The sequence below is a fragment of the Xanthomonas sp. JAI131 genome (assembly GCF_013410075.1).
Lineage (GTDB): Bacteria > Pseudomonadota > Gammaproteobacteria > Xanthomonadales > Xanthomonadaceae > Xanthomonas_A > Xanthomonas_A bonasiae.
Genome location: NZ_JACCCN010000005.1, coordinates 210,127 through 229,922, shown reverse-complemented (window position 1 = coordinate 229,922; position 19,796 = coordinate 210,127). Strand labels below are relative to the sequence as shown.

The 19,796-nt window shown below is 69.1% G+C and carries 18 protein-coding genes; 11 read left to right on the top strand and 7 right to left on the bottom strand.

What is annotated here, in order from left to right; translation table 11 throughout:
- The first annotated feature begins 102 nt into the window (after window positions 1-102).
- The 5 genes from HDC36_RS20610 (at window position 103) to HDC36_RS20590 (ending at window position 5,643) form a co-directional block, all read left to right on the top strand.
- Window positions 103-1,170 carry an NAD(P)-dependent alcohol dehydrogenase gene (locus tag HDC36_RS20610; protein WP_179570734.1) on the top strand — a complete coding sequence of 356 codons (1,068 nt, stop codon included), beginning with the start codon at window positions 103-105 and terminating at the stop codon, window positions 1,168-1,170.
- Between the two features lie 248 nt (window positions 1,171-1,418).
- Window positions 1,419-1,688, top strand: a complete 270-nt coding sequence (locus HDC36_RS20605; protein ID WP_179570733.1) for a hypothetical protein — start codon at window positions 1,419-1,421, stop codon at window positions 1,686-1,688.
- Window positions 1,689-1,819: 131 nt separating this feature from the next.
- Window positions 1,820-2,428, top strand: coding sequence for a DUF4291 domain-containing protein (locus tag HDC36_RS20600; RefSeq protein WP_343204363.1), 609 nt, complete (start codon window positions 1,820-1,822; stop codon window positions 2,426-2,428).
- A gap of 144 nt (window positions 2,429-2,572) precedes the next feature.
- Window positions 2,573-3,172: a hypothetical protein gene (locus tag HDC36_RS20595; RefSeq protein ID WP_179570731.1), complete on the top strand. Its 600-nt coding sequence runs from the start codon at window positions 2,573-2,575 to the stop codon at window positions 3,170-3,172.
- Between the two features lie 188 nt (window positions 3,173-3,360).
- The gene (locus HDC36_RS20590; RefSeq protein ID WP_179570730.1) at window positions 3,361-5,643 is read left to right on the top strand and encodes a glycoside hydrolase family 3 N-terminal domain-containing protein; all 2,283 of its coding nucleotides are present in this window, start codon (window positions 3,361-3,363) and stop codon (window positions 5,641-5,643) included.
- A gap of 349 nt (window positions 5,644-5,992) precedes the next feature.
- Here HDC36_RS20590 and HDC36_RS20585 read toward each other — a convergent pair whose 3' ends face one another.
- From HDC36_RS20585 to HDC36_RS20575, 3 genes are all read right to left on the bottom strand, one after another.
- Window positions 5,993-8,509, bottom strand: a complete 2,517-nt coding sequence (locus HDC36_RS20585; RefSeq protein ID WP_179570729.1) for an excinuclease ABC subunit UvrA — start codon at window positions 8,507-8,509, stop codon at window positions 5,993-5,995.
- 1,128 nt (window positions 8,510-9,637) lie between these two features.
- Window positions 9,638-9,943: a UBP-type zinc finger domain-containing protein gene (locus tag HDC36_RS20580; RefSeq protein ID WP_179570728.1), complete on the bottom strand. Its 306-nt coding sequence runs from the start codon at window positions 9,941-9,943 to the stop codon at window positions 9,638-9,640.
- Window positions 9,940-11,646 (bottom strand): FAD-dependent oxidoreductase, encoded by a 1,707-nt coding sequence (locus tag HDC36_RS20575; protein WP_179570727.1) that lies wholly within the window; start codon window positions 11,644-11,646, stop codon window positions 9,940-9,942. Before HDC36_RS20575 ends, HDC36_RS20580 begins: the two co-directional genes overlap by 4 nt.
- A 472-nt stretch (window positions 11,647-12,118) precedes the next feature.
- Between HDC36_RS20575 and HDC36_RS20570 the strand changes: the two genes are divergently transcribed.
- Window positions 12,119-12,649, top strand: coding sequence for a DUF1993 domain-containing protein (locus HDC36_RS20570; protein WP_179570726.1), 531 nt, complete (start codon window positions 12,119-12,121; stop codon window positions 12,647-12,649).
- 417 nt (window positions 12,650-13,066) lie between these two features.
- Here HDC36_RS20570 and HDC36_RS20565 read toward each other — a convergent pair whose 3' ends face one another.
- Together HDC36_RS20565 and HDC36_RS20560 are read right to left on the bottom strand one after the other, a co-directional pair.
- Window positions 13,067-13,717 (bottom strand): HD domain-containing protein, encoded by a 651-nt coding sequence (locus HDC36_RS20565; protein WP_179570725.1) that lies wholly within the window; start codon window positions 13,715-13,717, stop codon window positions 13,067-13,069.
- 67 nt (window positions 13,718-13,784) lie between these two features.
- Window positions 13,785-14,369 carry an alpha-ketoglutarate-dependent dioxygenase AlkB gene (locus HDC36_RS20560; RefSeq protein WP_179570724.1) on the bottom strand — a complete coding sequence of 195 codons (585 nt, stop codon included), beginning with the start codon at window positions 14,367-14,369 and terminating at the stop codon, window positions 13,785-13,787.
- Between the two features lie 213 nt (window positions 14,370-14,582).
- Between HDC36_RS20560 and HDC36_RS20555 the strand changes: the two genes are divergently transcribed.
- Window positions 14,583-14,849: a hypothetical protein gene (locus tag HDC36_RS20555; RefSeq protein WP_179570723.1), complete on the top strand. Its 267-nt coding sequence runs from the start codon at window positions 14,583-14,585 to the stop codon at window positions 14,847-14,849.
- 210 nt (window positions 14,850-15,059) lie between these two features.
- On the opposite strand, the gene HDC36_RS20550 is transcribed toward HDC36_RS20555, so the two are convergent.
- Window positions 15,060-15,647, bottom strand: coding sequence for a hypothetical protein (locus HDC36_RS20550; protein WP_179570722.1), 588 nt, complete (start codon window positions 15,645-15,647; stop codon window positions 15,060-15,062).
- A gap of 6 nt (window positions 15,648-15,653) precedes the next feature.
- Here HDC36_RS20550 and HDC36_RS20545 point away from each other — a divergent pair, with 6 nt between their 5' ends.
- The 4 genes from HDC36_RS20545 (at window position 15,654) to HDC36_RS20530 (ending at window position 19,137) form a co-directional block, all read left to right on the top strand.
- The gene (locus HDC36_RS20545; protein ID WP_179570721.1) at window positions 15,654-16,754 is read left to right on the top strand and encodes a histidine kinase; all 1,101 of its coding nucleotides are present in this window, start codon (window positions 15,654-15,656) and stop codon (window positions 16,752-16,754) included.
- Window positions 16,751-17,518, top strand: coding sequence for a LytTR family DNA-binding domain-containing protein (locus HDC36_RS20540; protein WP_179570720.1), 768 nt, complete (start codon window positions 16,751-16,753; stop codon window positions 17,516-17,518). Before HDC36_RS20545 ends, HDC36_RS20540 begins: the two co-directional genes overlap by 4 nt.
- 254 nt (window positions 17,519-17,772) lie before the next feature.
- A complete protein-coding gene (locus tag HDC36_RS20535) occupies window positions 17,773-18,132 on the top strand; it encodes a hypothetical protein (protein ID WP_255432844.1) in 360 nt (119 codons plus the stop codon).
- A 27-nt stretch (window positions 18,133-18,159) separates the two neighbouring features.
- The gene (locus HDC36_RS20530) at window positions 18,160-19,137 is read left to right on the top strand and encodes an XVIPCD domain-containing protein (protein WP_179570718.1); all 978 of its coding nucleotides are present in this window, start codon (window positions 18,160-18,162) and stop codon (window positions 19,135-19,137) included.
- A 136-nt stretch (window positions 19,138-19,273) separates the two neighbouring features.
- On the opposite strand, the gene HDC36_RS20525 is transcribed toward HDC36_RS20530, so the two are convergent.
- The gene (locus HDC36_RS20525) at window positions 19,274-19,570 is read right to left on the bottom strand and encodes a hypothetical protein (RefSeq protein ID WP_255432843.1); all 297 of its coding nucleotides are present in this window, start codon (window positions 19,568-19,570) and stop codon (window positions 19,274-19,276) included.
- Between the last annotated feature and the right edge of the window lie 226 nt (window positions 19,571-19,796).

The window sequence follows — 19,796 nt, the reverse complement described above, 5'->3', positions numbered from 1 at the left end:
TCGGCAAAGCCGCAACAGGTGCAGCGGATTTTACACTTGACATAATTTGTAAAGTTGTCAACATTACATTTCCAGCCAAATTGTAAAGCACCGGAGCCCCGCATGAATGCCATCGCCCCGCCGGCCCAGCCCCGCCCTACCCGCGCCTACGCCGCCCTGGAAAAAGGCGGCGCGATGGTGCCCTGGCATTTCGAGCGCCGCGCCGTGCGCGAACGCGACGTGGCGGTGAAGGTGCTGTACGCCGGCGTCTGCCATTCCGACATCCACTCGGTGAACCGCTGGGGCGGCGAATTCCCGCTGGTGCCCGGCCACGAAATCGTCGGCGAAGTGGTGGAAGTGGGCGCGGCGGTGTCCGGGTTCGCGGTCGGCCAGCGGGTGATGATCGGCACCATCGTCGATTCCTGCCGCGTGTGCGAACCTTGCCGCGCGCAGATGGAGGTGTACTGCCGCGAATTCCCGACCACCACCTTCGACGGCATCGATCGCATCGACGGCAGCCGCACCCGCGGCGGCTATGCCGAGTACTACGTGGCCGACGCGCATTTCGTCTATCCGCTGCCCGACGGCCTGGATCCGGCCGCGGCGGCGCCGCTGCTGTGCGCCGGCGTCACCACCTACTCGCCGCTGCGGCACTGGAAGGTCGGCCCGGGCACGATCGTGGGCATCGTCGGCATCGGCGGCCTGGGCCACCTGGCGGTGAAGTTCGCACGCGCGCTCGGTGCGCACGTGGTGGCCTTCACCACCTCGCCGAAGAAAGCCGCCGAAGCGCAGCGCCTGGGCGCGCACGAGGTGGTGCTGTCCACCGATCCCGAACAGATGCAGGCGCAGGCCTACCGCTTCGACTTCATTCTCGACACGGTGTCCTCGACCTACCCGCTGGACCCGATGCTGCAGGCGCTGAAACTCGACGGCACCCTGTGCTCGCTGGGCCTGCCCGACACGCTGGATTTCGCTCCGATGACCCTGGCCATGGGCCGCCGCCGCATCGCCAGTTCCGGCGCCGGCGGCACCGCCGACACCCACGAGATGCTGGCGTTCTGCCAGCAGCACGGCATCGTCGCCGACGTGGAGGTGATCGCGATGGAGCAGATCAACGAGGCATTCGCGCGACTGCAGAAAGGCGACGTGCACTACCGCTTCGTGATCGACATGGCGCGCTCGGCGCTGTAGCCGGGGTTGGCCAGCGGCGGCGGCGCTGCACGGCAAAACGTTGTAGCGGGCCGGACGCGCGAACCGGCGCCCCAAACACTGTCTGCGCGGCAGCGCCAGCGCAGGGAAATCGGGACGTCCCCGCCTGGCTTGACCGCCCCCGCCGCGCAGGCGATGCTCGACGCGGCGGCCGATGCCGCCGCACAGCATCCGCGCAGTCGGCCACGCTGCGCGACCCTCCTGAGCCGCGCCAACAAGGAAGAATCCTGATGTCCGCCAACAAAACCGTCGCGCCCGCTCTCTCCGGCGCCATCAGCCTGTTCGTGGTACTCGGCCTGTGCGTTAGCCCCCTTTACTTCAGCGCGGCCCTGGTCTGCGTCGCCATCATGGCCATGCGCAACGACACGCGCCAGGGACAGCTGTACGCCGGGCTCGCGTTCCTGTTCCTGCTCGTCGCCTTCGGCTACGGCATCGGCAAGGACCTGGCGCAACGCGACAATGCGCGCGACGCGCAGGTTGCCGCAGTCGACCGGCAGTAGGCGTCCCAACGCGCCCAGTCGCCGCGCGAAGCACATGCTCAGCGGCCCGCGATCGCGCGCCCGCGGCCAGCGGAATCGACCCCGGCAGCGCATCTGCGTACACTTCCGCGGCAATGAAACAAGCATCGTACGTGGCACTGCAAGCCACCTGGCCGCGGCAGGGCCGCCACATCCTGGCGCACTTCGACGCCGAATCGATCGTCGTCTACCAGGCGTACCGCCCGTCGATCGCGCAGTTCGCGGTCGCGCAGCAACGCTTCGGGGGAGAATTCAGCTACGAGCGGATGAGCTGGATCAAGCCGAACTTCCTGTGGATGATGTATCGCTCGGGATGGGCGCAAAAGGAAGGACAGGAACGGATCCTGGCGGTGCGCCTGCCGCGTGCGTTCTTCGATGCGCTGTTGCGCGCGGCGGTTCCTTCCGCGTTCGACCCGTCGCGCTTTTCCAGCCACGCCGAGTGGCAGGCCGCGATCCGCCATTCCGACGTGCGCCTGCAATGGGATCCCGACCATGCGCCCGACGGCACCGCCCTGGAACGTCGCGCGCTGCAACTGGGCCTGCGCGGCGAGGCGCTGCGCCGCTACGGCGCGCAGCAGGCCATGGCGATCACCGACGTCACCGACTTCGTGCACGCACAGGCCGCCCATTTGCGCCACGGCGAGGCGTCGCTGTGCGTGCCGCACGAACGGGTCTACCTGCCCGAAGCGACCGCCGCGCACGCCGTCGGCCTCGACCTCTGAGGCGGCGCCGATAGCGGCGGCGCACGCCCTGCGCGGCGCGCATGCACGCCAGCGTGGCGCTGCACGACCGCGCACCGCGCACGGCACGTGAGACCCGGCGTGCGCGGGCATACTGTCGGCCATCCCGACTGCCGCAGGAAACCGATGTCCTACGCCGCACTTCGCACCCTGCTCGCTCCCTGGGGCGAGCTACGCCCGCAACCGGTGTCCGACTGGCAGGGACCGATCCCGCTGCCGGCGACGCTCGCCGATTTCTACGCGCAGGTGGGGCCGTGGGGCGAGACCTACCACGCGCACGTGGGCCCGACCGGCGTGTCGCTCGACATCGGCGGCAACCCGGTCGACATTCCGCCGCTGCACAAGCTCTGGCAACTGCAAGCCGGATACCGGTGGAATGCCGTCAGCGGCGAACGCCTTGCGGACTGGAGCGAACAGTGGCTGGTGGTCGCCGACCAGGGCGCGGACCCCATCATTCTCGACGTCGCCAGCGGCGAGGTGCTGTTCGCGTTTCACGGTGCCGGTGCGTGGCAACCGAAGCGGCTGGCCGCCAGCCTGGACAGCGCATTCGGCGGCCTGGCCACCATCGCCAACGCCATGGCGGAACTGGGCGACGACGCATTCGACGAGACCGACGAGTTGCGCGCAACGGCGCGCGCGGCGGTCGCCTCGTCCCTGGCGTCGTACCTGGGCAGCACCGCGCAGGCCACACAGTTTCTGGATGCGTTGGAGTGGTACCAGGCTTGAACCCGCCCGACGCGGGCTGCTGCAAGACCGAGCCGCACATGCCGGTGACGGCAGCATCGTCGTGGCGTTTCCGGGCCAATCGCGCAGCATCCTGGGAACCGCCTGACGCCGCAGCCGATCGTGCAGCGCATCACAACTTTTCCTAGCCGATCCGTTAGCGTTACGTCTGGGCTGACGGGGAGTCGCACATGGCGTTTCGCACCACGCGGCGCGGGCTATTGCTCGGCGCCGGTTCGTTCGCGTTGCTGTCGCAGGTGCCGGTGGGCTTCGCCCTGCCGCGCGGCGCGGCGAAGACCCCGGCCTTCATCGATGCGCTGATCGCGCGCATGACCGTGGAAGAGAAGGCCGGGCAGCTGACCCTGTCCGGCTCGGCGCAGCAGACCGACGCCGCCGCCGCGGCCAATCCGGTCAACGTGCGGCCCACCGCCGAGGGCCAGCTGGCCGCGGCGCGCGCCGGGCGCCTGACCGGCATCTTCAACGGCTCCAACGTGCGCTGGCACCAGCAGCTGCAGCAGGCGGCGCTGCAGAGCCGGCTGCAGATCCCGCTGCTGTTCGCCGCCGACGTGATCCATGGCTTCACCACCGTGTTCCCGGTGCCGCTGGCCGAGGCTGCCAGCTTCGAGCCGGACCTGGCGCAGCGCACCGCGCGCGCGGCGGCGCTGGAAGCCAGCGCGGTCGGCATCGACTGGACCTTCGCGCCGATGGTCGACATCGCCCGCGACGCACGCTGGGGCCGCGGCGTGGAAGGCAGCGGCGAGGACGTGCTGCTCGGCCGTCGCTTCGCCCAGGCGCGGGTGCGCGGCTTCCAGGGCGAGGGCATCGGCCACGCCGATGCGCTGGCCGCCTGCCCCAAGCATTTCGCCGCCTACGGCGCGGCCGAGGCCGGGCTGGACTACAACACCGTCGACATTTCCGAGCGCACCCTGCGCGAGGTGTATTTCCCGCCGTTCCAGGCCGCATTCGATGCCGGCGCGGTGACCACGATGGCCGCATTCAACGAGATCGCCGGCATTCCCGCCACCGCCAACACCTGGCTGTTGAGCGAGGTGCTGCGCGGCGAGTGGGATTACCGCGGGCTGGTGGTGTCCGACTACACCGGCGACCAGGAACTGATCGCGCACGGTTTCGCCACCGATGCGCGCGATGCGGCACGGCTGGCGTTCCTGGCCGGGGTGGACATCAGCATGCAGAGCGGGCTGTACCTGCAGCACCTGCCCGGCCTGGTCGCCGACGGCGCGGTGACGATGGCGCAACTCGATGCCGCGGTGCGCCGCGTGCTGCGGTTCAAGGCCGACCTCGGCCTGTTCGACGACCCGTTCCTGCGCATCGTGCCCGAGCGCGCGCAGGCGCGGCAGCGGCGCCCGGAAACGCTGGCGCTGGCGCGCGAGGCGGCGCGCAAGTCGGTGGTGCTGCTGAAGAACGACGGCGAGCTGCTGCCGCTCAAGCGCCGCGGCCAGCGCATCGCGCTGATCGGGCCGATGGCCGCCAACTGGGTGGACAGCGCCGGCCCGTGGACGCTGTTCGGCGGCGACGACAGCGGCAACGACCTGGCCACCGCGCTGCGCGCGCAACTGGCCGACCGCACTACGCTGCAGGTGGTGGAAGGCTGCGCGTTCGAACACAGCCTGCCCGGCGGCGTGCAGGCCGCGGTCGCCGCCGCGGTCGGCGCCGACGTGGCGGTGCTGGCGATCGGCGAGCCGCTGCGCTATTCCGGCGAAGCGCAGTCGCGCACCGAGATCGTCATTCCGCCGGCGCAGCAATCGTTGCTGGCCGCGGTGGCGGCGACCGGCACGCCGGTGGTGGTGGTGCTCAGCAACGGCCGCGCGCTGGTGCTCGACGGCGCGGTGCTGGAAGCGCCGGCGATCCTGGTGAGCTGGTTCCTGGGCTCGGCGTCCGGCGCGGCGCTGGCCGACATCCTGTTCGGCACGCACGGCCCGTCCGGGCGCCTGCCGGTGAGTTTCCCGCACGAAGCCGGGCAAGTGCCGTACAGCTACGCGCACAAGCCCAGCGGCCGCCCCGATCCGCGTCCGGACGCGCTGCAGCCGTACAAGACCCACTACCGCACCGTGCCCAATGCCGCGCTGTTCCCGTTCGGCCACGGCCTGACCTACGGCCGCATCGAATACGGCGAACTGGCGCTGAGCGACGCGCGGCTCGCCGCCGGCGGCACGCTGCGGATCAGCGCGCGGATCCACAACCGCGGCACGCGCGATGCGGAGGAAGTGGTGCAGTTGTACGTACGCGACCGCAGCGCCAGCGTCACCCGCCCGGTGCGCGAACTGAAGGATTTCCGCAAGGTGGCGGTGGCGGCCGGTGGCAGCGTCGGCGTGGAGTTCGTGCTGCGCCGCGAGGATCTGCTGTTCGTCGGGCAGGCGTTGAAGCCGACGGTGGAGCCGGGCGTGTTCGATGTGTGGGTGGCGCCCTCGGCCGAAGCGGCTGGCCTATCTGCGAGCTTCGACTTGGTGGACTGAGCGGGAGCGTTCCGCGACAGCGAACCCTGTAGGAGCGGCTTCAGCCGCGACAGACACCATCCGTAAAGCCCGTCGCGGCTGAAGCCGCTCCTGCAGGATGCAACGTGTCAGCCCCGCAGCGCCTTCGACATGAACCGCGCAATGCGGCTGCCGGCAGCGGCCCGAACAGCATCGGTTGTACATGTCGGCGGCACCCTTGGCGATGCGATGCGCTTGCGGGAGCGATCCGCGGCAGACAGATCATTGTGGGAGCGACTTCAGTCGCGACGGGCGTCACCGATAGAGCCCGTCGCGACTGAAGTCGCTCCCACAGGGTTCACTGCCTGCAACAGATGAGAGAGAAGCCACGCTAGCCTTGCATCGCCTCGGCGAGAAATGGCGCAGTCCGGCTACGCGCATGCCGCGCTACCGCCTGCGGTTCGCCGGCGACGACCACCTTGCCGCCTTCATCGCCGGCGCCCGGCCCCATATCGATGATCCAGTCGCTGGCCGCGGCCACGCGCATGTCGTGCTCGACCGCCACCACCGTATTGCCCGCCTCCACCAGCCCGTGCAATTGGCGCAGCAGCGTGTCCACGTCGGCCGGATGCAGGCCGGTGGTCGGCTCGTCGAGCACGTAGACGGTGTCGCGGCGCTGCGCGCGCTGCAGCTCGGTGGCGAGCTTGATGCGCTGCGCCTCGCCGCCGGACAGCTCGGTGGCCGGCTGGCCCAGCCGCAGATAACCCAGCCCCACCTCGCCCAGCACCTGCAGCGGCCGCGCGATCGCCGCGTCGTCGGCGAAGAAGTCCGCTGCCTGCGCCACGGTCATGCGCAACACCTGCGCGATGGTCTGCCCGCGCAGTTCGATCTCCAGCGTCTTGGCGTTGTAGCGCGCGCCGTGGCAGGTCGGGCACGGTGCATAGACGCTAGGCATGAACAATAGCTCCACGAACACCGCGCCCTCGCCTTCGCAGGTTTCGCAACGGCCCTTGGCGACGTTGAACGAGAAACGGCCGGCGTCGTACTTGCGCTTGCGCGCCGCGGGCGTCGCGGCGAACCGCTTGCGCACGTGGTCGAACAAGCCGGTATAGGTGGCCAGGTTCGAGCGCGGCGTACGGCCGATCGGTTTCTGGTCCACCTGCACCAGCCGCCGCACGTGCTGCAGGCCGTCGGCGATGCGTCCGTCGGTCGCCGCCTGCGTACTGCGTTCCAGCGGATCCACGCCTTCTTCCGGATCGACGCGCTCCTGGCCAAGATGCGCACCGAGCAACTCCACCAGCGCCTGGCTGACCAGCGACGACTTACCCGAGCCGGACACGCCGGTGACCGTGGTGAACACGCCCAGCGGAATGTCCACGTCCAGCGCGGCGACGTTGTTGCGGGTGATGCCGCGCAGCTGCAGCCACGCGCCCGGCGCGCGCGGCGCGTGCGCGATCGGCGCCTGCTCGGCGAACAGGTAGCGGCGCGTGGACGAGGCGGCGACCTGGGCCAGCCCCGCAGGCGGCCCGCTGTACAGCACCTGCCCGCCCTGCTCGCCCGCGCCGGGACCGACATCGACGATCCAGTCGGCATGGCGGATCACATCGATCTCGTGCTCGACCACGAACAGCGAATTGCCCGCGGCCTTGAGCTGGTCCAGCGCCGCCAGCAGCGCCTGCGCATCGGCCGGATGCAGGCCGGCGGACGGCTCGTCCATCACGTAGACCACGCCGAACAGCTGCGAGCGGATCTGCGTGGCCAGGCGCAGCCGCTGCAGTTCGCCCGGCGACAGCGTCGGCGTGCTGCGTTCCAGGGTGAGATAGCCCAGGCCCAGCTCCTGCAGGATCTGGATCCGCGCCAGCAGATCCTGGGCGATGCGCTGCGCGGCGATGGCCTGTTCGGGATGCCGCTTGGCGTCGCGGGTGCGGCCTTCTGCAGCAGGACGCAGCAGTTCGGCCACCTGCGTGAGCGGACGCTGCGACAACGCGCCGATGTCGAGTCCGGCGAAGGTCACCGACAGCGCCTCGCGACGCAGGCGCTTGCCGTCGCAGGTCGGGCATGGCGTGCTCAGCAGATACTGCGACACGCGCTTCTTGATCAGCGCGCTCTGGGTGCTGGCGAAGGTGTGCAGCACGTAGCGGCGCGCGCTGCTGAAGGTGCCCATGTAGGCCGGTTCCTGCTTGCGCCGCAGTGCGCGCTGGGTCTCGGCGAGGGTGAAGCCTGGATACACCGGCACCGTCGGCTGCTCGTCGGTGTACAGGATCCAGTCGCGGGTCTTCTTCGGCAGCTTCGCCCACGGCACATCGACGTCGTGGCCGAGCGTGGTGAGGATGTCGCGCAGGTTCTGCCCGTGCCAGGCCGGCGGCCACGCGGCGACGGCGCGCTCGCGGATGCTCAGCGAGCGGTCCGGCACCATCGACGCCTCGGTGGCGTCGTAGATGCGGCCCAGGCCGTGGCAGGTGGGACAGGCACCGGCCGGCGTGTTCGGCGAGAAGCCGTCGGCATAGATGATGGCCTGCCCCGGCGGATAGTCGCCGGCGCGCGAATACAGCATGCGCAGCGAATTGGAGATGGTGGTGACGCTGCCGACCGACGAGCGCGTGCTCGGCGCGCCGCGATGCTGCTGCAGCGCCACCGCCGGCGGCAGGCCTTCGATGGCATCCACGTCCGGCACGCCGGCCTGGTCGATCAGGCGCCGTGCGTAGGGCGAGATCGAATCCAGATAGCGCCGCTGCGCCTCGGCGAACAGCGTGCCGAACGCCAGCGAGGACTTGCCGGAGCCGGACACGCCGGTGAACACCACCAGCGCATCGCGCGGCAGCTCCACGTCCACATCCTTGAGGTTGTGTTCGCGGGCGCCGCGGACGCGGACGAAACCGGAGGCGGGGGAAGCAGGCGGTTTTGGCATTGGCTGGAAGACACATCTGCGAGAACGCGGACAAGCTTAGCGGGTCGGTTGGCTGTGCCGTGTATGGGCCGGCGCGGCGCATGCGGCATCGCCTCCAACATGATGCCCACCAGCCAATCGAGACGCCGCTGTAGGAGGGGCTTCGGCCCCCGACACTATCGGCAGCCGTCAAATGCACCGCTTCGCTCGTCGCGACTGAAGTCGCTCCCACACGGACTTGCGGTAATTCGGCTGGGTGCACTGTAGGAGGGGCTTCAGCCCCGACCGGGATTTGTCGGCACCCATGCTGCCTGTCGCGGCTAAGCCGCTCCTACAGGGGACTTGCGGCGAACTGGCCGGGTGCACTGTGGGAGGGACTTCAGTCCCGACGCTGTCCGCAGCCGACGAGTGTCCCGCTTCGCTCGTCGCGACTGAAGTCGCTCCCACAGGGACTTGCGGTAATTCGGCAGGGTGCACTGTAGGAGGGGCTTCAGCCCCGACCGGGATTGTCGACACCCATGCTGCCTGTCGCGGCTGAAGCCGCTCCTACAGGGAACTTGCGGCGAACTGGCTGGGTGCACTGTGGGAGGGGCTTCAGCCTCGACCGGGATTTGTCGGCACTTCATGCGGCCTGTCGCGGCTGAAGCCGCTCCTGCAGGGACTTGCGGCGAGCCGCCTGGATGCACTGTAGGAGGGGCTTCAGCCCCGACCAGGATTTGTCGGCACTCCAAGCTGCCTGTCGCGGCTGAAGCCGCTCCTACAGGGACTTGCGGCGAGCCGGCTGGGTGCACTGTAGGAGGGGCTTCAGCCCCGACCGGGATTTGTCGGCACTTCATGCGGCCTGTCGCGGCTGAAGCCGCTCCTACAGGGACTTGCGGCGAACTGGCTGGGCGCGCTGTGGGAGGGACTTCAGTCCCGACGCTGTCCGCAGCCGTCGAGTGCACCGCTTCGCTCGTCGCGACTGAAGTCGCTCCCACAGGGACTTGCGGTGAGCCGGCTGGGTGCACTGCCGGAGGGGCTTCAGCCCCGATCGGGATTGTCGACACCCATGCTGCCTGTCGCGGCTGAAGCCGCTCCTACAGGGGACTTGCGGCGAACTGGCCGGGTGCACTGTGGGAGGGACTTCAGTCCCGACGCTGCCCCCTTCCGCTACACGTAGCGCGGAATCGGCCCCAGCTGCGGCGTCTGGTCCGGCAGCTCCACTTCGGTGTCGTCCACATAGCACCAGCCCCAGCCTTCGGGCGGGTCGTAGCCTTCGATGATCGGGTGCGCAGTCTGGTGGAAATGCTTGGTCGCGTGGCGATTGGGCGAATCGTCGCAGCAACCGACGTGGCCGCAGCTGCGGCACAGGCGCAGGTGCACCCAGGGGCTGCCGATCTTCAGGCATTCCTCGCAGCCGCGCGCGCTCGGCGTGACCTCGACGATGGTGGAAAGATGGGAACAACGCGCACTCATGGGCTGGCCCTCTCGATGGGGGCGGGCGCACTGCGCCGCGCCAGGAACTGATGGATCTGCGCGACCACCGCCGCGCCCTCGCCGACCGCCGCAGCCACGCGCTTGACCGACCCGGCGCGCACGTCGCCGATCGCGAACACGCCCGGCCGGTCGGTCTCCAACGGCAGCGCAGGCACCTGGCCCGCCATGGGGTCGGCGCCGGTGACGACGAAGCCGGCGTGGTCCAGCTGCACGCAGCCGTCCACCCAGGCGCTGTTGGGATCGGCGCCGACAAACAGGAACAGATGGTGCAAGGCGCAGCGATGCGTGGCGCCACTCGCGCGATCGCGGAACTCCGCGCTCTCCAGGCGCTGCGCGGCATCGCCCTGCAGCGACACCACCTCGGTGCCGGTATGCAATTCCACGTTCGGCAACGCGGCGATGCGCTCGATCAGGTAGCGCGACATCGACGCCTCCAGCCCGGCGCCGCGCACGATCAGGTGCAGGCGCTTCACCTTCGGCGCCAGGAACACCACCGCCTGGCCCGCGGAATTGCCACCGCCGACCAGGGCCACCTCCTCGCCTTCGCACAGCCGCGCTTCCACCGGCGAAGCCCAGTACGACACGCCGTTGCCCTCGAACGCAGCCAGGTTGGCGATGTCCGGGCGCCGGTAGCGCGCGCCCGACGCGATCACCACGGTACGCGCCTGCACGCGCAGGCCGTCGCGCATCTGCAACTGCAGCGGCGCGGCGCTGCAGTCCTCGGAGGTGGCCGCGTCGCAATGCAGTTGCGCCACTTCCAGCGGCAACGCCAGTTCGGCGCCGAACTTCAGCGCCTGGTTGTAGGCGCGCCCGGCCAGCGCCTGGCCGGAGATGCCGGTGGGAAACCCCAGGTAATTCTCGATCCGCGCCGACGCACCGGCCTGGCCGCCGATCGCGCGCTGGTCCAGCACCAGCACCGACAGCCCTTCGGACGCGGCATACACCGCGGTCGCCAGGCCGGCCGGGCCGGCACCGACGATCGCCACGTCGTAGCGCTTGTCGGGGTCCAGCTCCGGGGTCATGCCCAGGCAATGCGCGGCCTCGGCATCGCTGGGACGACGCAGCACAGTGCCGCTGGGGCAGACCATCAGCGGCAGTTCGTCGTGATGGATGCCCAGGCGCTCGACCAGCGCGCGGCCCTCGTCGTCGTTGGCCGCATCCAGGAAGGTGTTGGGATAGCCGTTGCGGGTCAGGAAGCCCTGCAGGCGGGTCAAGCGCGCCTCGCCCGGCTCGCCGATCAGCACCGAGCCGGCGGTATCGCCTTCGATCAGCCCGACCCGGCGCAGGATCAACGCGCGCATCACGATCTCGCCGACATCGGCCGAACTGATCATCAGCGAGCGCAGATGCGCCGCATCGAACGGCACCGCCACGCAGCCCTGCGCCCCGGCACGTCCGCCGGCCAGCGACGCACGGCCGGCCAACTGGCTGACCTCGCCGGTGAACTGCCCGGCGCCATGCTCGGTGACCGGCTTCTCGTGGCCCAGTCCATCACGGCGCACCACCGCGATCGTGCCCTGCAGCACCAGCCACACCGGCGCCGGATGGTCGCCGACGGCGAAGACTTCCTCGCCCGGCGCGAACGTGCGCGGCGCACCGCTGGCGAAGCGGCGCGCGGTCTCCACCTGCGCCGGCTCGAGCACCGGGAACATCTGATGGCGACGGGTATCGGCCAGGCTCATCGGCATCCTTGTGGGCAGCGGGCGACAACGCACAGCATGCGACGCGTGGGCGCGGCGGGCAATCACCCATTCTGGGAAGAGGCGCGTGCGCGGCAGCGGTGCGGCTACGTTCTCGGCGGGGGCGGAGGGACGCGTCTTGCACACTCGGTCGCCGAGGCGCTTCGCGCCCGTACCCTCACCCCACCCCCTCTCCCGAGGGGAGAGGGGCCAAGGCGCTGCGGCTGTTCCCTTGGGCGAGGATGGCCCGCAGGGCCGGATGGTGCGACGGACGAGCCTCGCGATCACCGCACACGACGATCTTTCGTCGCGACGCAGCACCCCCATCGCGCAGCCAGTACGCGCAGGTATGGCGCGCGCCGCACCCGGCTGCCGCAATGGCGGCCCTTGTGTTCGATCCGCAATCCCCCATCCAGTTCGTGCTGCGCCGTCTTCGGCGTCCGTCCCGCCCCTATCGTCCTCAAGGAAACCGCCCATGTCCGTCTCGATGTACCGCCTTACCGTCCCGGTGTTCCTGCGTGGCCTGGACGTGCTGCAGCACTACGTGGACCTGGCCGAGCGCCATGCGCAGGACCAGGGCTTGGATCCGCAGACGCTGGTCGACGCACGCCTGGCGCCGGACATGTTCGGCTTCGCCGCGCAGATCCAGCGCGCCTCGGACACCGCGAAGAACACCATCGGCCGCCTCAGCGACATCGTGCCGCCGAAGATGGCGGACGACGAAACCACCCTGGCACAGCTGCGCGAGCGCATCGCCGCCACCCAGCGCTTTCTGCACAGCGTGGAGGCTGCCGCCCTGGATGGAGCGCAGGACCGCGCGGTGTCGCTGAGCGCCGGCAAATTGAAGGCCGACTTCAACGGCAGCGACTACCTGCTGACCTTCGCCCTGCCGAACTTCTTCTTCCATGTCGCCACCGCGCACGCGATCCTGCGCCAGCAAGGCGTGGCGGTGGGCAAGCTCGACTACCTGGGACCGTTCGACACGGCAGAAACCGAGCGCGCGTAAGCCCCTCTCCCGTCGGGAGAGGGGTTGGGGTGAGGGTACGGCGCGAAAGCGACTCGCTGATCCAGACGCACGAGACTCCGCCCGTACCCTCATTCGCCCCTGCGGGGCACCTTCTCCCGACGGGAGAAGGAACAGCCGCAGCGCCTGAGCCCCTCTCCCCTCGGGAGAGGGGTTGTGGTGAGGATACGGCGCGAAAGCGACTCGCTGATCCAGACGCACGAGGCTTCGCCCGTACCCTCATCCGCCCCTGCGGGGCACCTTCTCCCGGTGGGAGAAGGGAACAGCCGCAGCGCTTGAGCCCCTCTCCCCTCGGGAGAGGGGTTGGGGTGAGGGTACGGCGCGAAAGCGACTCGCGGATCCGAGCACACGAGGCTGTGCCTGTCAGCGTCGGAGGCCGCGCCTGTCGGCGCCAGGCGATTAGGCCAACGAAGGCACCGCAAACGCACCAGCATCGTCCGCCGCAAACGCCACACCCGCCAACGCATGCATCCGCGCCACCGCCGCCGCGAACGGCCGCAGCACCGCCACGCCGCGTTCGGCAAACACCGCATGCAGCGCGGCGTAGTACCACAACGTCCCCTCGCGGCCAGCAGTGAAACGCTCGAACACCGCGGTGCCCACCTCGGGATCTTCCAGATCCGCGACGATGCTGCGCGCGTTGTAAAGCTTGTCGCAGGCCGACACCAACAACACCGCATCCGGCGCCTCGCGCAGATGCGCCAGATACGCCTGCTTGCGGGTGCGCCAGTCGCGGCGCCTGGCCGGCACGTCTTCCTGCGCCGCCTTGTGCTCGGCGCTGGCGTCAGTGCAGCCCATCACGATCTCCGCCACCGCATCGCCGAACTGCGCGCGGATCACCGCCTCATGACCCGCGCCGCAGTCCTCGACCACGTCGTGCAGCAACGCCGCGATCGCCTGGTCTTCATTGCCGCCGGCCTCCAGCACCAGCGTCGAGACCCCCAGCACATGGCTGAAATACGGCACCGTGCCGCCCTTGCGGAACTGGCCGGCGTGGGCGATGCGCGCGTAGTCCACGGCACGCGCATAGAGTTCGGTGAGAGCGGTCATGCGGTCTTCCTGACGAGGGCAGACCCGCATTATTGCGGAATCCGCACGCCGTAGCGGCGCGAACGGTTCAGCCCGACGGCGGCCGTACCCGGAACACCACGCTCATCCGCGGCGCCACCGGCCTGACGGTCTTGGGGATGCCGTGTTCGTGGGTGAGCTGCGACGCATGACTCATCGCCAGCAGGCTGCCCGGCGCCAATTCCACGCCGATGGTCCTGTGCGCGCCGGCGGTGGCGCGAAGGTTCATGCGCCGCGGCGCGCCCAGCGACACCAGCGCGATCGGGTGCGGCGCCAGCAGCGTATGCAGCTTATCGTGATGCATCGCCACGCTGTCGCGGCCGTCGCGGTACAGGTTCAGGCCCACGTCGGTGTACGGCGCCGGCAGCCGCGCCTGCACCGCCGCATGCAGCGCGCGCAACGGCAGCGCCTCGGGCAGCTCGTGCAGCCCGTACGCCGCCACCAGCCGCGGCACGTCCACCACCCGGTCGTACATCGGCCGGCGCAGCTGTTGCCACTGCGCGCCGTCGCGCAAGGCGGCGAACCACGCCTGCGCCTGCTCCGGATCGAGCAGCTGCGGCCAATAGCGGATACCGCCCTCGGCATCGGGCACCAGGCAATGCGGCGCGTCGTCGGGCTGGGCGAACAGGTCCATGGGCACAAGATGGGGGCGCGGCGAAGGAGGCACCATTCCAGCATCTGAACGGATCAGCGGCTGCGACGCGGCCAAATGTCGCAGCTCGCAATGGGAATTCTTACTTTTCGCCCGCGCTGCGTTAACGTTGTGCTTGGGAGCATGCACACTGTCCCACCCCAACAGCACAGGCGATACGCCCGCATGACAGCAGCGCGCAGGACGACGGAAAGCATGACCACAGCAGCCGCCACGCCCCTCCACAGCGCCCATGGCGCCGATGCCTCCGCCAACAACGGCGCCCAGGCACCCGCCGCACGCGGCGCACGGTCCAACCGCAGCGAGGTGTTCCAGTCGCCGCTGTCCGCGGGCAGCGCCGACAGCGATCTGCGCCGACGCGCGGAGCGTGTGCAGCTGGCGACCCGGGTGGCCGCGGTCGGCACGATTGCCGCCGTGGCGGCGGTCGCCGCGTTGATCGCCTGGCGGCGCGCGCGGCGCTAGCCGATTGCGACGACGGGGCGCTGCTGCCTAGCGGCAGCAGCATGCAGGAGCGCCCGAACGTGTCCATCCCCTCTCAGCATGAGGCTGAGATGCCTTGCTTGCCCGGGCGCTAGAGGACACCGGCTATTCCAATAGCCTTTAGCCATCCCGAGCTGCTGCCACGCAATCGCCCCAAAGCGGCTGCCGCTGCAGCCTACTCATGCATGGCCGCTAGCGCGCCATCGATACCGTGAATTGCGTGGCGGCGTACACGCCCTTGCGCGGCAGCGGCCGGATCCGCACCAGGCCGTAATGGCACACGTCCAGATCCTGATAGACCAGGGTGCGGCCATCGTCGAACGCGAAACGCAGGTCGTAGCGGCAGCCGGCGCCGTGGACGCCGACGGTCGCCGAATCGCCGCCGCCACGCAGCGGATCCAACGCCACATCCCGAAACGTGCTGCTGCCGGGGTCGGCGACTGCCAGCGCGGTCACGCTGTCGTGCGCGCGGTTGACCAACATGACGTAGTGCGTGCGGCTCGCGTCCTGCGCATGGGCGTTAGCCACTGCGGCGAGCAGCACACTGGCCAGACAAACGGTACGAAATGAAGGCATGACGGGGAATCTCCAGCAGGAAGGGATACCGCCCAGCGCGCATCGCGCAGCGGCAGCGGTGCGCACATCTGGCGCGCCTGCCCTGCCCCAAGCCCAGCGATCCGGGACGAATCGTCGTACCGGCGTGCCCAATCGTCGCCATTGGTCGCCGCGCTTCTCAGCGCGCACCACCGCGCTTAGGATCGGCGCATCCCGTTCGAGCATCGCCCGATGAAGATCCGCCTGGGTTCCACGGAAATCGGCCTGACCCGATACCTGACCCTGTGGACGGCCGTCGTCGTGGCGTTCGCCGTGCAGGGCTGTCTGTACGACTCCGTCAACGACGGCCACAGCTGGCAGCTCGGCGACTACCTGCGCTGGTCGATGATCCAGTGGTACACCTGGGCCGCGCTGGCGCCACTTGTGTTCCGCCTGGGCGAGCGCTACCCGATCCCCTCGCCGTTGCAGCTGCGTTCGCTGGGACGGCAGCTGCTCGCCAGCATCGGCGTCACCGCGCTGGCGATGTTCATCGGCGCAGTCGTCTCGCCGGGCGCATTCTTCGACCAGCTCGGGCAGTTCATCGGCAAGCACTTCGCCACCGGCCTGCTCACCTACTGGGGCCTGCTGGCGATCCAACAGGCGCTGCACTATCGCAGCGAGAGCGACCGCCGCGAACTGGAAGCCGGCCGCCTGGCCACGGAACTGGCGCAATCGCGGCTGCAGGCGCTGAAGACCCAGTTGCAACCGCATTTCCTGTTCAACACCCTGCACGCCATCGTGACCCTGCTCGACGACGATGTCGCCTCGGCCGAGGACATGCTGCTGCGCCTGAGCGAACTGCTGCGCGCGCTGCTGGAGGAATTCGACGGCCAGGAAATCACCCTGCGCCACGAACTCACCCTGCTCGACCTGTACCTGGGCATCCAGCGCAAGCGCTTCGGCGACCGCCTGACCACGCGCCTGTACATCGACCCGGATACCCTGGACTGCGCGGTGCCGAGCCTGCTGCTGCAACCGATCGTGGAGAACGCCATCCAGCACGGCATCGGCCGCCATGCCGGCGCCGACTGCGTGGAGATCGAGAGCCGGCGCGAAGACGGCCAGCTGCGCATCGAAGTGCGCAACCGCAACAGCACCCTGGGCGACGGCAGCGGCAACGCAGGCCACGGCATCGGCCTCTCCAACACCCGGCTGCGGCTGCAGGAACTGTATGGCGACGCCGCCGAACTCCGCCTGGACATGATCTGGCCGCAAGGCGTGGCGTGCCGCATCCGCATGCCGTTCCGCGAAATGGAGGATGCCGAAGGCGCGCCGGAGCACGTGCCCGCATGAGCATCGCCACGCTGGTCATCGACGACGAACCGATCGCCCGCCACGCCATCGTGCGTCTGCTGCGCGAGCACGCCGACATCGCCCTGCTCGGCGAATGCGGCGACGGCGCCGCCGCGGTGGCCGCGATCCGCGAACACTCGCCGGACCTGGTGTTCCTGGACATCCAGATGCCGGAAATGACCGGCATGGACGTGGTCGCGCAGATCGGCGCCGAGCGCATGCCCGCCACCGTGTTCGTCACCGCCTACGAGCAGTACGCCGTGCGCGCCTTCGAAGCCAATGCGCTGGACTACCTGGTCAAGCCCTTCAGCCGCGAGCGCTTCGCCGCCACCCTGCAACGCGCCAAGGCGCGGCTGGGCGGCGCCGGCAACAACCCCGCCCACCTCCTGCAGGCGCTGGACGCACTGCGCCAGCGCGATGCCTACCTGCAGCGCATCGCCGTGCGCGTGGACGAACACGTGGTGTTCGTCGCCGTGGACGACATCGTCTGGATCAAGGCCAACCGCAACACCGTGCAACTCCACGTGGCCGGCGCCGTGCACGAGCTGCGCGAAACCATGGCCGCCCTCGGCGCGCGCCTGGACCCGCGCCACTTCGCCCGCGTGCACCGCTCGGCCATCATCAACGTGCGCCGGGTCAAGGCCATCCACCCCTGGTTCAACGGCCACCACGTGGTGACCATGGACAACGGCCAGCAGCTGCGTATGAGCCGGTACCAGCATGAGGTGTTTCTGCGTTTGGTGACCAATGGCGGTGGGGAATGAGGCGGGCGCGGCGGCCGTAAGCGCAGGACCTCGGCCTAGCTCCGCGCCAAGCGCTCCACCGCACACCGTCCGGCACCAGCTCGCGCAGCCCAGACACCGAATCGACAGGCGCAGCCGGCGCATTTACAGTGGGCACATCGCCTCGCCGCAGCACCGCAGTGCGACACGCCGGGCCACACAAGGAGAAGCACATGAAGCCGTGGCTCGCCGCCGCCCAGATCGCCGGCCTCTTGTTCGTCGCAGGAGCATGCAGCATGTCCGCCGCCGCAAAGAAGACCCCGATGGCCTCTGATATCCTGGCAGTGCCCGCGGACCTGCCGACCCAGCGCCTGTTCGACTGCGCCGAGACCAGCATCACCAAGTTGTCCGAGACCAGCAGCTCCTGGCCCAAGATCACGCGCAAGGACAACGCCAAGGGCGTGCTGGAATCGGGCAACTTCGAAGAAGAGAACCGCAGCGGCTTCCGCATGCACATCGAGCGCGCGCAAGGCGCCAGCCAGGCCAAGATCACCCTCAAGGGCGCCGGCGCCTACTTCGTCGACCTGGGCGTGGAACAGGCGATGAAGGACCTCAAGACCTCGCTCGAAAGCTGCGTGGCCACCCAACCGCACTAACCCCGATCACCAAGGAAGGAGACAGACATGCCCGATTATTCGATTGAAGCACGCTCGCTCGGCGTCGCCGGCGTGGCCGGCCACGACTACTGGGTACTGCGCGACGAGCACGGCAAGGCCCTGGCCGAACTGCACGGCCTGGCCACGGACCGGCAGACCGGCGAAGCCATCCCGATCGGCACCGACGAGAGCAAGCACTCGCTGCGCGCCTGGCACTACCCGCACGACGCCGGCTACGCCAGCTCCATCGGCGCCAAGGTCGACAGCACCAGCTACATCCAGGAAGGCCAGCCTTCGCGCACCGTCCTCACCGGCGACAAGGACCAGATCCTGGCGCGCTGGAACACCGCGGTCAGCGCCGTCCCCGAACTCAATGCGCAGGACCTGAACTACCCCAATTACGGCTTCAAGGTCTTCGGCGAGACCGTCAACAGCAACTCCGCCTACCGCACCTTCGGCGAACTGATGGACGTGCCAGTGAACGATTTCCCCGGCAGGGTCGAGCCGGGCATCGATAACCGCATGCTGTCGCAGGAACGCACCGAGGCACTGCGCTACCGCGAGCAACCGGACCAGGACCGGCAGCGTGCGCCCGCACCGGCCGACGCCCCTGCGCGCCATGGACACCAGGACCCCGCCATGCTGCAGCAGATCCGCGGCAAGGTCGAAGGCCTCAACGGTCCCGGCCAGTTGGACCCGGCCGACAACGACCGCGTCAGCGCCAGTCTGTACGCACTGGCCAAGCAGAACAACTTCAGCAGCGTCGACCAGATCGCACTCAGCGAGAAGACTAGGACCGCCCCGGCTGGCGAGAACATCTTCATCGTGCAGGGCGCGTCCGACGACCCGGCCAAGCTGCGCGCGCACATGCCCACCGCGGAAGCGGCGCAGACGCCGGTCGAGCAATCGTTCGAAAAGGCACAAGCGCAGCAACACAACCCGCAGGTGCAGAACCAGGTTCAGGTGCAGGAAGCGCAGCAGCGGCCGATGGTGCAGGCGCTGTAGCGCTTCTGCTTTCAGTTGACGGCCACCGCTACCACAGGGTGGCCGCATATCGACTGCTAGCCCGAGCGTAACGACCATTTTTTGGAAACAAGCAATCGATCACTTGACCAGCGGTGTGGCCGGTATAACTGGTGTCTCATGGCGCATCCATCCCGGCTCCATGGCTCTGCGCCTGATACGGGGACTGACGCTGCGCCGGCCACGACACCTCGCGCAGCACCATGTCCATCTGCTCCGCGAGCAGTTCCATGCACACCGCCAGCTCGCCCGCACGCACCTTCGGCGCGGCCTCGCGCTCCTCGGCCACGCTGCGTGGCTCTGCCAGTCGTGCGAGGAACCTGATGAACTCGCCCAGCCGCACCAGCCGGAACTGGCTTTCTTCGGGCAGGAAATAGCCCGGCATTTCAAGATCGTCTGTTCTGTCGTCCGACATCGTCGCCTCTCCTTCCATGAAGTGGCCGTCCGCCGCCAATGGCGGACGGGAAGTCGGGAGGCTAGAAACCGCAGACAGCCGGCGGGCTTATTCCCCTTGCGGGTCTTGTATTCACCGCCCTCCCGACGCAGAGGCCGCGTCGGTTGCACCTGCAAAGCACGCAGGCACAAAAAACCCACCGGTTTGTCGGAGGTGGGTACCGCTGTCTGCGGAGTTTCTAGGCTCC

Coding starts and splice junctions, on each gene's coding strand:
- HDC36_RS20610 (WP_179570734.1), top strand. CDS start 103: ATGAATGCCATCGCCCCGCCGGCCCAGCCCCGCCCTACCCGCGCCTAC.
- HDC36_RS20605 (WP_179570733.1), top strand. CDS start 1,419: ATGTCCGCCAACAAAACCGTCGCGCCCGCTCTCTCCGGCGCCATCAGC.
- HDC36_RS20595 (WP_179570731.1), top strand. CDS start 2,573: ATGTCCTACGCCGCACTTCGCACCCTGCTCGCTCCCTGGGGCGAGCTA.
- HDC36_RS20590 (WP_179570730.1), top strand. CDS start 3,361: ATGGCGTTTCGCACCACGCGGCGCGGGCTATTGCTCGGCGCCGGTTCG.
- HDC36_RS20585 (WP_179570729.1), bottom strand. CDS start 8,509: ATGCCAAAACCGCCTGCTTCCCCCGCCTCCGGTTTCGTCCGCGTCCGC.
- HDC36_RS20580 (WP_179570728.1), bottom strand. CDS start 9,943: ATGAGTGCGCGTTGTTCCCATCTTTCCACCATCGTCGAGGTCACGCCG.
- HDC36_RS20575 (WP_179570727.1), bottom strand. CDS start 11,646: ATGAGCCTGGCCGATACCCGTCGCCATCAGATGTTCCCGGTGCTCGAG.
- HDC36_RS20570 (WP_179570726.1), top strand. CDS start 12,119: ATGTCCGTCTCGATGTACCGCCTTACCGTCCCGGTGTTCCTGCGTGGC.
- HDC36_RS20565 (WP_179570725.1), bottom strand. CDS start 13,717: ATGACCGCTCTCACCGAACTCTATGCGCGTGCCGTGGACTACGCGCGC.
- HDC36_RS20560 (WP_179570724.1), bottom strand. CDS start 14,369: ATGGACCTGTTCGCCCAGCCCGACGACGCGCCGCATTGCCTGGTGCCC.
- HDC36_RS20555 (WP_179570723.1), top strand. CDS start 14,583: ATGACCACAGCAGCCGCCACGCCCCTCCACAGCGCCCATGGCGCCGAT.
- HDC36_RS20550 (WP_179570722.1), bottom strand. CDS start 15,647: ATGCTCGAACGGGATGCGCCGATCCTAAGCGCGGTGGTGCGCGCTGAG.
- HDC36_RS20545 (WP_179570721.1), top strand. CDS start 15,654: ATGAAGATCCGCCTGGGTTCCACGGAAATCGGCCTGACCCGATACCTG.
- HDC36_RS20540 (WP_179570720.1), top strand. CDS start 16,751: ATGAGCATCGCCACGCTGGTCATCGACGACGAACCGATCGCCCGCCAC.
- HDC36_RS20535 (WP_255432844.1), top strand. CDS start 17,773: ATGTCCGCCGCCGCAAAGAAGACCCCGATGGCCTCTGATATCCTGGCA.
- HDC36_RS20530 (WP_179570718.1), top strand. CDS start 18,160: ATGCCCGATTATTCGATTGAAGCACGCTCGCTCGGCGTCGCCGGCGTG.
- HDC36_RS20525 (WP_255432843.1), bottom strand. CDS start 19,570: ATGTCGGACGACAGAACAGACGATCTTGAAATGCCGGGCTATTTCCTG.